Source organism: Haladaptatus rarus, assembly GCF_054177585.1.
The window spans coordinates 104,948-118,205 of record NZ_JBPEHG010000004.1 but is presented as its reverse complement, the minus strand read 5'-3'; the positions used below and the strand labels follow the sequence as shown (position 1 = coordinate 118,205).

Below are 13,258 nucleotides of genomic sequence, written 5' to 3'. Positions count from 1 at the left end.
ATTCGAGAGGGAGACGACCATCTTCGACACGGAAGGCAATGCGCCCAGCACTGGATCGTCTTCATCACCGTTCTTGGTTGCCTGACGAAAGTTCACTGATGACTTCGTGAACTTCTCTTTAACGTCCTCATCTCCAGAATCGGAATTGGAGTGATAACACTCCCCCTTTATCCAGACGTACTCTGCTACCGATATTCCCATTCGAACGCTGGGTGTCCGTTACAGAAGTTCAAGGAGAATGCCCACGACTGAAGTCGTGGGTGAATGTCAATATCCACCCCTCTTCTGGGCTATTCGGTTGAAAAGTGTTAAGAAGTGGTTGCGAGTATTCACTGCATAGCAATGGCTTCATTCAATGAAATGCGCGAAAGTGCAGATTCGCTGGACACCATCTGGATGAACGGCGAGTTCGTCGACTGGGACGACGCGAAGATCCACGTTCTCACCCACGGACTGCACTACGGGACGGGCGTGTTCGAAGGGGTACGCTGTTACGACACCGAAAACGGCCCTGCCATCTTCCGCTGGGAAGAACACCTCCAGCGCCTCTACGACTCCTGTAAACCCTACGACATGGAGATCGAGCACGAGCCGGAGGAACTCACGGAGGCGACGCTCGAACTGATCGACCGACAGGACCTCCACTCCTGTTACGTTCGACCGATCGCCTACTACGGCTACAACAGCCTCGGCGTCAGTCCCGGCGACTGCCCGACCGATGTGGCCATCGCGGCGTGGCCGTGGGGCGCGTACCTCGGCGACGAGGCGCTCGAAAACGGCGTGAAGGTGATGGTCTCCTCGTGGCGCAAACACTCGTCCAGCCAGATTCCGACCAACGCCAAGACGACCGGCCTGTACGTCAACAGCCTGCTCGCTGGCGAGGAAGCCCGCCGCAACGGCTTCGTCGAAGCCATCGTCCTGAACAAGGAAGGCAACGTCGCAGAAGGCCCCGGCGAGAACCTCTTTCTGGTGCGCGACGGCGAGATATACACACCCGGCCTCTCCGAGAGCATCCTCGACGGTATCACCCGCAACAGCGTCATCACGATGGCTCGTGAGATGGGCTACACCGTCCACGACAACGTCGCCATCAGTCGCGGCGAACTCAACACCGCCGACGAACTGTTCTTCACTGGTAGTGCAGCGGAGGTCACGCCCATCCGACAGGTTGACAACGTCGAGATCGGCAACGGCAATCGCGGCCCCGTGACCGAGGAGATACAGTCGCGCTTCTTCGACCTCGTGAACCGGCGCATCGACGACCACGAAGAGTGGTTCACGTACGTCTAGAGACCACCTTTCGTTCCCACCTTTTTTCGTCGTCGGGTATCAGCTTCCACCTTTTTTCGTCGTCGGGTATCAGCTTCCACCTTTTTTCGTCGTCGGATATCAGCTTCCACCTTTTTTCGTCGTCGGGTGTCCTCGTCGCTTCGCGCCTGCGGGCACCCTCCTCGAACAATCTGGCCCAAAAATGAACGCTCGCTCGGGCTACGCCCTCGCTCGCATCTCCGAATTACTCGTGACCGTTTGAGGCGGCCTTGTTGAAACCCTCAATCGATGATAGGTTTCAGTGGCCGTGCTGAATACAAGGCGCGAGTGGGTCAGACAAACACTGATATACTGTCTACTATTACATGAGTTATGAGCACCGCAAGACGGCTCTACCATCGTCTTGATGAGTGGGTACGAAGTCTCTCTCGTATCCAATATGCGTTTCTCGCGGGCATCACATCTGCTATGGCGCTGTTCGTTTTCGGCACACTGGTCGCTGAACATCTGACTTTCGAGGCCGTTGCATTGGGAATTTCGATAGCTATTGCCTATTACGCGTTCAACCCAGATAACAAGGACTGAACGACGGATTCCGATGCTGGACACATCCTCTATATTCAGCACGACGCTTGTGACAGCAGCTCGTCAACTCGCTGAGCGGCAGCAAGATACACGCCCGCTTGCTCGTTTTCGATAGTCAATCGATGCTGACTACATGCTCTCTATTCAGCACGCCAGCTCTGTCAGTTGGGGAGGATTTCAACAGAGCCTCCGAGGCGCACCGCTCACTCCGTCTTTCCCTCGAAAAGTCCGTCCACCAACGCAGTCGCTGCTTCGTCTTCCTCAACCGGATAATCGAACGCCAACGCTTCCGCGACCTCCCGTGCGACCCACCGAAACAGTTCCATCGTGGCGAACAGCGCCCGCCAGAGGTCGTCCGGGTCGTACTGGGCGAACGCCCCTTCGAGTTCGCTGACCACCCTGTCGTCGGCCCACTCTTCCAGAAACCGGCCGCCGTGCCACGTATCCTGTGTAGTCCGTGCGCGAGTGTGCCAGCGAATCATCGGGAGTAGACAGTCGTGTTTCATGTAGCCGTCGACACAGCCCATTGCCGTCCACCGCTCTCCCCGCCGAAGCTTCTTCGCCGTCCAGACCGCATGATACCAGAAATCGGCGACTAACTCGCGAAACTCTTCGTTCGAAGGGGCCTTCGTTTCGGGTGGAGATTCCGGTGTCGCCACAGCGACCACCTCGTCGATTCCACCCGCGTCGTAGACGACCCGCGCCCCACGAGCGAGTGCCGACGCTTCGTCCGGGTCGGGGCCATCACGTTCCATCCGGGCGAGTCGCTCCATCGGGATCGGGACGAAATCCACGTCGAGGCCGCCCTCGAACAGGACGCGGCGCTCGGTGCCGTCACCGGTCGCGGTCGATTCCAGAAACGTCAGTATCGGCGCTCCGAGTTCGGCAAGCCAGTCGGTCTCGTCGAGATATCTTGCCGGGTCGGTCGTGACGACCAGCAGGTCGAGATCCGACCACTCGTCTGCCGGGCGATTCTCGCGTGCCCGTGATCCGACAACGACGATTCCGCGCAGGTCTCGTTCCGTCTCGGCCCACACTCCGAACCGGTCGAGCAGCTGCTCGTAGGCAGCGTCGCTCGCGTACTCGGTCATACTACCCTTGCGACCGGGGAAAACAAAAACGCTGTCGAGGGAGTTAGCTCGTGACGACGACTTCGCCTTCGGCGACTTCTGGCTCGCGCGCCATGTCCTCTTCTTTCTCTTCTTCCTCTTTTTTCGCCTTGATCTTCTTCATCCGGAAGATCTCCTCGCGCTCTTGCTCTTCGAGTTTCTGCTCGATGTAGTCCTGCGCTTCGCGCAGTTCGGGCAGGAGTTTGAACTCCAGTGCGTTGACGCGGCGCTTCGTCGTCTCGATCTCGGTGAGCATCTTCTTCATCGCCGTCTCGACTTCGGCGGCGAGGATGATGCTTTCTAAGAGTTCCTCGTAAGCGTCCGCGGTCTCGTCGATGCGGGCGCTCGTGCCGAGCACACCGTAGCCGCGCTCGTCGAGCGACTTCTTCACCTTCGAGGACTCGATCTGCGGGACGACGACGCCCATGATGTTCTTCGATTCGGTCGTGATCTCTGGATGTTCCTGCAGTGCGGCGGCAGCCCCACGAACCGCCACGTCCCCCTCCATCGCGCGGGCCATGTTGATGGTTTGCTGTGCGCGCTGGTAATCCTCTTCGAGACCGGAGCGTACGTCCTGTGCCTGGTCGAGGATATCCATGAACTCCATGATGAGACCGTCACGCTTCTTCTCCAGCGTGTCGTGACCCCGCTCGGAGAGATCGATGCGTTCCTCGATCTGCATGAGTTCTTTCCGAGTGGGTTTGACGTCCTTGGCCATCTTACGTAGCCCTAGGTAACTGGAGCGGGATAACTGTTTACAGTTCGACTGGCGCTGTCGCCCGAGCGCACGACCGTTCTCTGACTACTGGATCTACGACGCCGAACAGTGGTTCACTGGCGAGCGATCACATTTCGAACATAACACACGGGGAGAATACGAAGAAAGTGAAACCGACTTAGTCAGCTGTGACTTCCGCCGCTTCCTCTTCGGGGTAGTACTCGTCGATGTACTCCTCGTCGATCCGGTTGAGTTCCTCTTTCGGCAGCATGCTGAGGAGGTCCCAGCCGATGGTCAGCGTCTCTTCGATGGTGCGGTTCGTCTCGAAGCCCTGGTCGATGAACTCCTCCTCGAAGCGGTCGGCGAAGTCGAGGTACTTGTTGTCACGTTCACTCAGTGCTTCTCGACCGACGATGTTCACGAGGTCGCGCAGGTCTTCACCCTGTGCGTACGCTGCGTACATCTGGTCGGACACACCGGAGTGGTCTGCGCGGGTGAGGCCCTCGCCGATACCGTCGTCCATCAGGCGTGACAGCGACGGCAACGGATTGATCGGCGGCTGGATACCCTGCGAGTTCAGGTCGCGGTCGATGTAGATCTGCCCCTCGGTGATGTATCCCGTGAGGTCGGGAATCGGGTGCGTGTCGTCGTCACCCGGCATCGTGAGGATGGGAATCTGCGTGACAGACCCTTCTCGGCCCTCGATACGACCTGCGCGCTCGTACAGCTGTGCGAGGTCTGTGTACATGTATCCGGGGTAGCCACGGCGGCCCGGCACCTCTTCACGCGCGGCACCGATCTCGCGCAGTGCCTCACAGTAGTTGGTCATGTCCGTCAGGATGACCAGTACGTGGTAGTCCTTGTCGAACGCGAGGTACTCTGCCGTGGTGAGTGCGAGACGCGGGGTGACCGTCCGCTCGACTGCGGGGTCGTCCGCGAGGTTCATGAAGACCACCGAGCGCTCCAGTGCGCCGGTTCGCTCGAAGTCTTCCATGAACTCGTTCGCCTCTTCTGCGGTGATACCCATCGCGCCGAACACCACTGCGAACTCGCTTCCGCCCTCGCCTTCGTCGTCGGCTTCTTCCGGCACACTCGCCTGTCGCGCGATCTGCAGCGCGAGTTCGTTGTGCGGCAGCCCCGACGCCGAGAAGATGGGGAGTTTCTGGCCACGAACCAGCGTGTTCATGCCGTCGATGGCGGACACACCGGTCTGGATGAATTCTTCGGGGTACTCGCGGGCATAGGGGTTGATCGCCGCACCCACGATGTCACGACGCTCGTCCGGAACGATCTCGGGACCGCCGTCGATGGGGTTCCCGGACCCGTCGAGCACGCGCCCGAGCAGGTCTTCCGTGACGGGCATCTTCATGGTCTCGCCGAGGAATCGAACCGACGACTGTCGGTCGATACCTTCGGTTCCCTCGAACACCTGGATCGAGACGAGTCCCTCGCTCGATTCGAGTACCTGTCCGCGCAGCGTGTCGCCCTCTGGCGTCTCGATCTCGACGATCTCGTCGTATCCGATCGGCTCGTCGACTTCGGCGAACACCAGCGGACCGCTGATCTCCGTGATTGTCTGGTATTCTTTCATTAGTATTTCTCCCTGAGCTGTTCGGTGATGTTCTCTTCGACGTCGCTGATGAAGTCCTGCCACTCCTCGGCCGTTCCCATCCGGTTCAGGCGCGGTGCGGCATCGATATCCGTGATCTCTTCGACGGGGACGCCGGCTTCGAGCGCCGAGAACGCCTCGTCGTTGAACGTCTTGATGGCCTCTATCATCCGGTAGGTCTTCTCCGGCGAACAGAACATGTCCACGTCGTGGAACGCGTTCTGCTGAAGCCATCCCTCACGCAGGTAGCGTGCGACTTCGAGCGTGAGCTGCTGGTCTTCCGGCAGTGCGTCCTTCCCGACGAGCTGAACGATCTCCTGGAGTTCGTCCTCCTCGTCGAGTACGTCCGTTGCCCACTGGCGCTTCTCGGGGAAGTCCGGCTCGACGTTCTGTTCGTACCACGGGTCGAGCTGATCCTTGTACAGCGAGTAGGACTCGTTCCAGTTGATAGAGGGGAAGTGGCGCCGTTCTGCGAGGTCGGCGTCCAGTGCCCAGAACGTCTTCACGATACGCAGGGTGTTCTGCGTGACCGGTTCGGAGAAGTCGCCGCCGGGTGGCGACACTGCACCGATGACCGACACCGAACCCTCCGTGCCGTTGATGTTCTCGAACTTGCCTGCGCGCTCGTAGAACTCGGCGAGACGGGCGGCGAGGTACGCCGGGTATCCCTCTTCGCCGGGCATCTCTTCGAGACGCGAGGAGATCTCACGCATCGCCTCTGCCCACCGCGAGGTGGAGTCGGCCATCAGCGCGACGTCGTATCCCATGTCGCGGTAGTACTCCGCGATGGTGATTCCCGTGTAGATGCACGATTCACGTGCGGCCACGGGCATGTTCGACGTGTTGGCGATGAGGCAGGTGCGCGACATGAGCGGTTTGCCCGTTCGCGGGTCTTCGAGTTCCGGGAAGTCTTCGATAACCTCCGTCATCTCGTTTCCGCGCTCACCACAGCCGACGTAGACGACGATGTCTGCGTCTGCCCACTTCGCGAGCGAGTGCTGGGTCACCGTCTTCCCGGAACCGAACGGGCCGGGAATCGCGGCCGTCCCACCCTTGGCGATGGGGAACAGGCCGTCGAGGATCCGCTGACCGGACACGAGCGGCGTCCGGGGCGTCTGCTTGTCGACGGATGGCCGTGCTTCACGAACCGGCCACTCCTGTTGCATCTGGACTTCTTCGCCGTTGTCGAGTTCGACGACGGTGTCCGTGACCGAGTAGTTGCCGTCCTTGATCGCGACGACTTCGCCGCCTTCGTAGTCAGGCGGCACCATCACCTTGTGGTCGATGCTCTCGGTTTCGGGGACGATACCGACGACGTCGCCGGGTTCGACCTCGTCACCTTCTTCGACGGACGGGTTGAACTCCCACGTCTTCTCCTGGTCGATACCGGGTGCGTCGACACCGCGGTCGAGGAATGCACCCATCTTGTCTTCGAGGACGTCGAGCGGGCGCTGGACACCATCGTAGATGGAGTACAGCATGCCCGGCCCGAGGTCGACCGACAGCGGTTCGCCCGTGTTCTCGACGGGTTCGCCGGGGGCGACGTTCGAGGTTTCCTCGTACACCTGGATGGTCGTACTGTTCCCTTCGATCTCGATGACCTCACCCATCAGCCCTTCGTCACCGACGTACACCACGTCGTTCATCCGGGCGTCGAGGTCAACGGCGGTCACGACAGGACCGCTCACGCTCTGAATGACGCCGTCCTCGCGGACGACATCGGAATCTGTTGCCTGGCTCATTCGTTGTCACCTTGTTCGTCTTCGTCCATGAGGTCGATACCGATTGCGCGCTTGATTTTGTCGCGGAGACCGCCGCTTCCCGCGCCACCACCCAGCGTCACGAGGGTGGGTTCCACGCTCGTCTCCACGTCGCTTCGGACGTTACGAGAGAGGTGTGAAAGGTCGTCGTCGTGCATCACGATGATGCCCACGTCGTCGTCATCTAACACCTGAGAAACAGCGTCGTCCAGTTCCGACTCCTTCTCGTCGTCCGGAACGTTCGATACTTTCCGGACGCCTGCGAGTCGGAATCCGGTCGTGAACTCCGAACTTCCGATGACGGCGATTTCCTGGCTCATAGTACCACCAGTTCGTCTTCGATCTCGTCTTCGGACAGTCCTGCTTCGCGTCCGCGTGCGATTGCGCGGATGTTGTCCACTTCGCGCTCTTTGGCGAGCACGTAGGCAAGCACCGGGCACACCGACAGCGGGAACACGTGCGAGAGGTGATCCGAGTATTCGAGGAGTGCAGCGTCGAGTGCGTGTTCGAAGCCGATGAGACTGTCGGCTCGCTCCAACTCGTCCAGCGCCTCGTCCAGTTCGCTTCCGTACGGGCTGTCACGAACCCGGGCGATGAGTTCGTCCGTGCTGCCTGCGAGTTGCGTCAACTCGGTCGCGCTGAACAGTCGCCCACCCGTGATGAAATACTCCGAGGGGTCGATGTTCGCGCCACTTCGACTGGTTCGCAGGGCGTTTCGGATGTTCCTGAAGTCGATCTCGGCTTGCAGGAACTCGACGTACAACTGGGTTGCACGGTCTTCGGTGTCCGAGACACCTTCCATCAACCCTTCGTAGTACGCGCGGTCGACTGCATTCTCCAGCGGGATCAGCAGGCCGGTGGAGTCGTAATCCTCGTAGGCGGCTTCGAGGTGGTCACCGAAGATGGTCGTATCGAGCATCTCGACGACGTCTTCGATGGTTCCTGCATCGGTCAGTCGGGTGAGGAACTCATCGTCGAACTCGCCTGCGTGGATCAGGTCGTCCCGAACCGACTGGCTGTCTGCCTCCGCGTAGATGCCTCGAAGCACCGTCTTGACGTTCCACGCGTCGAATTTCCGCAGATACCGGGCGATGAGAAGATACAGCTTCCCGTCGGCCCAGTCCAACAGGTCGTCGAAGTGCTTGGCGAGGTTGCGGTTCAGTGCATACTCTACGAGGTCGACACCGTCGTAGCGCGCGCCGAGCGCGTTGACTTCGGATTCGTACTCCGTCTCCTCCATGTACCGGGCGATCTCGCTCGGACCCATGCGGAGGAGTTTGCGGTAATCTTCCTCGTCGAACAGCGCTGCTCGGCGCGCTCTGACGCGCGCGGTGACGTACTCGTAGTTCGATGTTCCTTCCGCTACACTCACGCGAACCACCTCCGGGGGTGGCGGTGAGCAGGGAACGAACGTCCTTCGTGAGTGACTGTGGTCATTGCTCGAACAGCCGTGAACTGATTTCTTGGAGGTTGTCCTCCCACACGTCTTCGAGGATCGAGTCGAACGTGTTGTTCACGCGAACGCGGGACGCCTCGCTCTCGGCGACGATGCCGCCGAGGCAGTCGTATTCGCCCGCGTATTCGAAGCCATCGTAGTCCGCGACGATGTCGGTAAGCAACGCCTCGTCGTCGGCACGTCCGTACAAACGGACGGTGTGTTCCGACTCGAACTCCGTCGCTGCTGCGTCGAGCAGCGACCGCGTCAGCTCTTCGCGGTCGTCGCCGCCGAGCGTGGCGATCTGCTCTTCCACGTCGGCGCGGACTTCCTGCAGCACGTCGCGGCGGGCTTCCAGCCGCTTCTGCTTGGCTTCGAGCTTCGCGCTGGAGAGCTTCTGCTCTCGTTCTCGCTCGATCTGGTTCTCGATGTCGCGCTCTTTCGCCGCGAGAATCTCCTCGGCATCCGACTCTGCCTCGCCGATAATCTCGTCTGCGCGGGCTTCGCCTTCTGCGCGAATCTCCTCCGCGCGCTCGCGGGCTTCGTTTCGAATATCCTCAACTACCGTTTCCAGGCTCATTGATGAAGAGTGGTTAAAGTGCGTTTAGACCACGAACACGACGACGAGTGCCAGAATCACGAGCGTTTCCGGCAGCACCGTCATGATCAGCCCGGTACCGAACAGGTCCTGGTCTTCAGCGATAGCGCCGACGGCCGCGGCACCGATACCGCGCTCCGCGTAGCCTGCGCCGAACGCCGCGAGACCGACTGCGAGTGCCGCGCCGGTCTCTTTCGGGATAGCAGGGGCAGCATTCCCAGCGCCTTCTTGTGCGAGCAGTACAGCTGCGTCAACGAACGCGAGTATGAATTCGAACATTGGTTTGGTCCTCTGTAGGCTCTGTAGCCGAACAAGTCGTAGTTCGAGTCACTGGATTCTTAAAACTTCCCAAAGCGTTCGGGCGGATTCGATGGTATCGGGGGCTGTACCCCCTAAATCATGATAGCAAATGCCAGTGTCGAGAGACGACTGAGACCATATCGGTCGTAGAGAACCGAGAAAAACGGGATTCGGGGGTTCAGTCTTGCGTCGTGTGCGTCCGCTCGTAGCCGAACGGTTCGTACTCTTCGCCGCCGCCCTGGTAGAACTTGTTGAAGAACTCCACGTACTCGAGACGCACCGCCTGCAATCCTGCGCTCGTGATACCGAGTGCGAGGACGAGCGCGTGGCCGATCACGAGGATGAGCAGCCCGCCGACCAGTCCAGCGATACTCGAGTGTACCAGGCCGGGGAACATGATGCTCACGACTTCGTGCCCATGAGCCATATCGCCGACGTGCGGCATGTGACTGGTACCGAAGTGCCACGTCTCTTCTCCCCCGTGGCCGGTGACGTACACACCGAAGAACAGCAGGTTGACCACGAACGCCATTCCGGCCTTCGCCAGCAACACTGCTGCGAGACGAGTGTACGACAAGACGTTCACCAGCACGTTGAGGAACTCGACTGCCTCGATGGGTTCACCCACCACGAGCAAGACGAGTCCGATTGCGAACAGCCCCAGTCCGAGGAGACCGACCGGTTCCGGGAAGCCGGTGAATCCTAGATGGAAGGGGTGGCCTGCGAAGACGCTCTCAGGCCCAACGAGCATTCCGGGTGCGTTGCCGAACGCGCCCGCGAAGATCCACGCCCAGAGGCCGAACATCATCAGCAGCCACGAACCGCTCTCGGTCATGGCGTCTTTGAACCCGTGGTTGAGGTTCTCGATGAAGTCGAACGTCCAGCCGATGGTGAGGTGGGCGATACCGGCCAGCAGGCTCAGTACGAGCCAGCCCACCGCGTAGTCACCGAACGCTGGCTGGAGACCCTTGTGGATCGGCGGGTGACCGGCCCAGACGATCTCTCCGAGGACGTGTAAGCCGAAGATCTCGCCGTACAGGACACCGAACAGCGCGGTGAACCCACCTGCCCAGATGGCGATGCCACCGAGGCTCTTGATCGCGTCACTATCGAAGCTACTGTACAGCCAGTAGCCGATGGTCATGTACAGTATTCCGTACCCGAGGTCCCCGATCATGAACCCGAAGAACAACGGGAACGTGAGGAACAGGATGACCGTCGGGTCGAACTCGAAGTATTTCGGTCGGTTGATCGTCTCGACCAGCAGCTCGAACGGTTTGACCGGGCCGGGGTTGTCCTGGATGACCGGCGGATTGTCGGTGCTCGTGGTGTGACCGCCATCCGTTGCGACACCGGTCTCCTCCGCCTGTTCGAGCGGTGCGTGGTGACCGCCGTGTTCTTCGTAGGAGGCGCGTTCGAGCTCCTCCACGTCGACGTGGTCGCCGACCGTCGCGTCGAGACTGCTTGCCAGGTCGCCGTACTGTTCGGTCGGGATCCAGCCCTCGGCGACGAAGGCGTTCTTCGTCGTCGCGAACTGAAGCGGTGCTTCTGCCTTCTGCACCTCGATCGTCAGCTTCTCTTCGGCCGCCAGCAGGAATCCAGCAGCGTCGAGTTTGATGTCGTGTATCTCGTTTTCGACACCGTTGAGCTTCGATTCGAGTTTCTGGCGCTCGTGTTTGAGTTCCGCGACGTACTCCTCGGGACTGCCGGTCGCGTCCGGAATCTCGAACGACGCGAAGTCGACACCGACCAGCGTATCGTCGAGTACGTCTTCGTCTGCGTCGTCCGCAGGGTACGCGAAGATGGCCAGCGTCTTGCCCTCGGAGAACACTTCGAACTCCTGGATGTCGTCGGCGTCGGCGAGCGTGTTCTCGACTTCTTCCGCGCTGCCCTCTCCGACTGCGACCTGCAGATTGTCGTACCCCGACAGCAGGTCGAGGTCGATTCCGAGGTCGGCGAACGGTTCCATCGAGTCGATGCGGTCTTCGACGGCGCGGAGTTCGTCTTCCAGTTCGTTCCGGCGGTCGTCGAGTTCGTTGACCTGTGCCCGGATGTCACTCAGTTCTTCCTCCAGCGCGTCGTCGGTGACGATTCGCTGTGGGCCGGCGTCCTCGTCTTCCACGTCGAGGATGCTCTCGATGGAGCGAACCGTGACGAGTTTGTCGGACGCTTCGTCAGCACCCTCGATGGGGTTTCCGTGGTCGAACCCTTCCCAGGATCCGTCGTAGTCCGACAGGTGGACGAGGTTCAGGTCGTGGATCGCCTCGATGACGTCGGACATGACGGCCCGTGAACCGGTCACCGAGACTTTGCTCATCTGCTCAGGTCTGAGCATGCACCGCCTCCCGGAACCGATCGAGTACGAACTCGATAGTGTCGTCTACGTTGTCCTCTGCGCGCGTTTCGAGTTCCTCACGTTCTTTCTCGCCCTCGGCGAGCAACTTCTCACGTTCGGCTTCGATCTCCTCGCGCGCCTCCGCCAGTTGTTTTTCCTCCAATTCTGCGGCCTCTTCCTCGGCTTCATCGCGGATCGCTTCCGCGCTCTCGCGGGCCTCGGAGATCCGCTGCTCGCGGTCTTCCTTAGCTTCCGCGACGATGTCGTCAGCCTCGTTTTCGGCCTCCTGTATTCGTTCGAGAACCTCTGGCCTCGGCATATGCGGTAATCAGGCGAAAGGTTGCGCGAGCGGCTATAAACTACTTGCGAAACCCTACGACCCTTCAACCACGACCTTTTACGACGGTCGCAGGCAGGAACGACGCGGTTGTCGTTCCTGCTGGCTCCCTGTAAAAGCTCGACCAAAAGCACTCGTCGCTCCCGATGGTCGCTCCTCGGCCCGCTCGCTCGTCGCCACGCTCCTCACTCGCGGAGGGTGCGCTTGAACCCTAGCGGTTGATTGGCCGGCGGGTACAGATACGGCCGAGGTGCGAGCGAACGACGAGTGAAACGAGTCGTGAACGATAGACCGGTTGATCAACCGCCAGAAATCAGCAAGCAACACAGCCGGTAGGCTGCAAGCACGCTCTCCGCGAGCGAAGGAGCGTAGCGACGAGCGAGCGGGCTGACGACTGAACGGAACGCAGTGGAGTGAAGGAGGAGTGCTTTTGGTCGAGCTTTTACAGGAAGACGAGGCGCGGGCGCGTACCGTCGTGCGCGCCCGCGCCTCCTCGACCGTCGTAAAAGGTCGTGGTCAAAAGGTGGGGATTCATGACAGCCCAGTTCTAAGCGGCGGACAATGGGTATCCTCGAGGACAAACGCCGAGCACGAATCTTCTACAAGTATCTCTCCAAGGTGTACGATACGGTCAATCCGTTCATCTGGAACGAGGAGATGCGCACAGAGGCGTTGTCGATGCTCGACATCGACGAGGACGACCGCGTGCTTGACGTGGGGTGTGGCACCGGCTTCGGCACCGAGGGACTGCTCGAACACACCGACAACGTCCACGGGCTCGACCAGAGCGTTCACCAGTTAGAGAAGGCGTGGGCGAAACTCGGCAAGCACGACCCGGTCAGCTTCTATCGTGGTGACGCTGAACGGCTTCCGTACAAGGACGACTCGTTCGACGTCGTCTGGTCGTCCGGCTCGATCGAGTACTGGCCCGACCCGGTCGAGACACTCTGCGATATGCGCCGCGTGACGAAACCCGGTGGGGAAGTGCTCGTCGTCGGACCGAACTACCCCGGAACGGGCGTCATGCAGAAACTCGCCGACGCGATCATGCTCTTCTACGACCGCGCCGAGGCCGACCGTATGTTCCGGGATGCAGGGTACGAAGACATCCGTCACCGCGAGATGGGGCCGAGCTACGACCCCGACATCGCCATCACGACCGTCGCGCGCGTGCCCGAAAACGACTAACCTTTCTGGTCGTCT

The 13,258-nt window shown here is 60.4% G+C and carries 13 protein-coding genes; 3 read left to right on the top strand and 10 right to left on the bottom strand.

Going from position 1 to position 13,258, the window contains the following annotated elements; genetic code table 11:
* Positions 1 to 342 precede the first annotated feature (342 nt).
* A complete protein-coding gene (locus ACR3FE_RS11725) occupies positions 343 to 1,290 on the top strand; it encodes a branched-chain amino acid transaminase (protein ID WP_458207319.1) in 948 nt (315 codons plus the stop codon).
* A 351-nt stretch (positions 1,291 to 1,641) separates the two neighbouring features.
* Positions 1,642 to 1,854, top strand: a complete 213-nt coding sequence (locus ACR3FE_RS11720; RefSeq protein WP_458207318.1) for a hypothetical protein — start codon at positions 1,642 to 1,644, stop codon at positions 1,852 to 1,854.
* 203 nt (positions 1,855 to 2,057) lie between these two features.
* Here the strand turns inward: ACR3FE_RS11720 and ACR3FE_RS11715 are convergent, their stop codons facing one another.
* The 10 genes from ACR3FE_RS11715 to ahaH form a co-directional block, all read right to left on the bottom strand.
* Positions 2,058 to 2,945, bottom strand: coding sequence for an aminoglycoside 6-adenylyltransferase (locus ACR3FE_RS11715; RefSeq protein WP_458207317.1), 888 nt, complete (start codon positions 2,943 to 2,945; stop codon positions 2,058 to 2,060).
* Between the two features lie 43 nt (positions 2,946 to 2,988).
* Positions 2,989 to 3,681: a V-type ATP synthase subunit D gene (locus tag ACR3FE_RS11710; protein WP_458207316.1), complete on the bottom strand. Its 693-nt coding sequence runs from the start codon at positions 3,679 to 3,681 to the stop codon at positions 2,989 to 2,991.
* A gap of 178 nt (positions 3,682 to 3,859) precedes the next feature.
* Positions 3,860 to 5,272 (bottom strand): ATP synthase subunit B, encoded by a 1,413-nt coding sequence (locus tag ACR3FE_RS11705; protein WP_458207315.1) that lies wholly within the window; start codon positions 5,270 to 5,272, stop codon positions 3,860 to 3,862.
* Entirely contained in the window at positions 5,272 to 7,032 is a 1,761-nt protein-coding gene (locus ACR3FE_RS11700) for an ATP synthase subunit A (protein ID WP_458207314.1), read from the bottom strand. The genes ACR3FE_RS11705 and ACR3FE_RS11700 overlap by 1 nt, the downstream gene beginning before the upstream one ends.
* The gene (locus ACR3FE_RS11695) at positions 7,029 to 7,370 is read right to left on the bottom strand and encodes a V-type ATP synthase subunit F (RefSeq protein WP_458207313.1); all 342 of its coding nucleotides are present in this window, start codon (positions 7,368 to 7,370) and stop codon (positions 7,029 to 7,031) included. Before ACR3FE_RS11695 ends, ACR3FE_RS11700 begins: the two co-directional genes overlap by 4 nt.
* Positions 7,367 to 8,422: a V-type ATP synthase subunit C gene (locus tag ACR3FE_RS11690; RefSeq protein WP_458207312.1), complete on the bottom strand. Its 1,056-nt coding sequence runs from the start codon at positions 8,420 to 8,422 to the stop codon at positions 7,367 to 7,369. Before ACR3FE_RS11690 ends, ACR3FE_RS11695 begins: the two co-directional genes overlap by 4 nt.
* 61 nt (positions 8,423 to 8,483) lie before the next feature.
* Positions 8,484 to 9,065: a V-type ATP synthase subunit E gene (locus ACR3FE_RS11685; RefSeq protein WP_458207311.1), complete on the bottom strand. Its 582-nt coding sequence runs from the start codon at positions 9,063 to 9,065 to the stop codon at positions 8,484 to 8,486.
* A 24-nt stretch (positions 9,066 to 9,089) separates the two neighbouring features.
* Positions 9,090 to 9,362 carry a F0F1 ATP synthase subunit C gene (locus tag ACR3FE_RS11680; protein WP_458207310.1) on the bottom strand — a complete coding sequence of 91 codons (273 nt, stop codon included), beginning with the start codon at positions 9,360 to 9,362 and terminating at the stop codon, positions 9,090 to 9,092.
* 199 nt (positions 9,363 to 9,561) lie between these two features.
* Positions 9,562 to 11,718: a V-type ATP synthase subunit I gene (locus tag ACR3FE_RS11675; protein WP_458207309.1), complete on the bottom strand. Its 2,157-nt coding sequence runs from the start codon at positions 11,716 to 11,718 to the stop codon at positions 9,562 to 9,564.
* Positions 11,705 to 12,037 carry an ATP synthase archaeal subunit H gene (ahaH, locus tag ACR3FE_RS11670; protein ID WP_458207308.1) on the bottom strand — a complete coding sequence of 111 codons (333 nt, stop codon included), beginning with the start codon at positions 12,035 to 12,037 and terminating at the stop codon, positions 11,705 to 11,707. The genes ACR3FE_RS11675 and ahaH overlap by 14 nt, the downstream gene beginning before the upstream one ends.
* 579 nt (positions 12,038 to 12,616) lie before the next feature.
* Here ahaH and ACR3FE_RS11665 point away from each other — a divergent pair.
* Entirely contained in the window at positions 12,617 to 13,243 is a 627-nt protein-coding gene (locus ACR3FE_RS11665) for a methyltransferase domain-containing protein (RefSeq protein WP_458207307.1), read from the top strand.
* Positions 13,244 to 13,258: the final 15 nt, after the last annotated feature.

Bases quoted from the DNA above. Each gene is read 5' to 3' on its own strand.
- ACR3FE_RS11665 (WP_458207307.1), top strand. From the start codon at position 12,617: ATGGGTATCCTCGAGGACAAACGCCGAGCACGAATCTTCTACAAGTAT.
- ahaH (WP_458207308.1), bottom strand. From the start codon at position 12,037: ATGCCGAGGCCAGAGGTTCTCGAACGAATACAGGAGGCCGAAAACGAG.
- ACR3FE_RS11705 (WP_458207315.1), bottom strand. From the start codon at position 5,272: ATGAAAGAATACCAGACAATCACGGAGATCAGCGGTCCGCTGGTGTTC.
- ACR3FE_RS11710 (WP_458207316.1), bottom strand. From the start codon at position 3,681: ATGGCCAAGGACGTCAAACCCACTCGGAAAGAACTCATGCAGATCGAG.
- ACR3FE_RS11725 (WP_458207319.1), top strand. From the start codon at position 343: ATGGCTTCATTCAATGAAATGCGCGAAAGTGCAGATTCGCTGGACACC.
- ACR3FE_RS11685 (WP_458207311.1), bottom strand. From the start codon at position 9,065: ATGAGCCTGGAAACGGTAGTTGAGGATATTCGAAACGAAGCCCGCGAG.
- ACR3FE_RS11675 (WP_458207309.1), bottom strand. From the start codon at position 11,718: ATGCTCAGACCTGAGCAGATGAGCAAAGTCTCGGTGACCGGTTCACGG.
- ACR3FE_RS11715 (WP_458207317.1), bottom strand. From the start codon at position 2,945: ATGACCGAGTACGCGAGCGACGCTGCCTACGAGCAGCTGCTCGACCGG.
- ACR3FE_RS11720 (WP_458207318.1), top strand. From the start codon at position 1,642: ATGAGCACCGCAAGACGGCTCTACCATCGTCTTGATGAGTGGGTACGA.
- ACR3FE_RS11680 (WP_458207310.1), bottom strand. From the start codon at position 9,362: ATGTTCGAATTCATACTCGCGTTCGTTGACGCAGCTGTACTGCTCGCA.
- ACR3FE_RS11695 (WP_458207313.1), bottom strand. From the start codon at position 7,370: ATGAGCCAGGAAATCGCCGTCATCGGAAGTTCGGAGTTCACGACCGGA.
- ACR3FE_RS11700 (WP_458207314.1), bottom strand. From the start codon at position 7,032: ATGAGCCAGGCAACAGATTCCGATGTCGTCCGCGAGGACGGCGTCATT.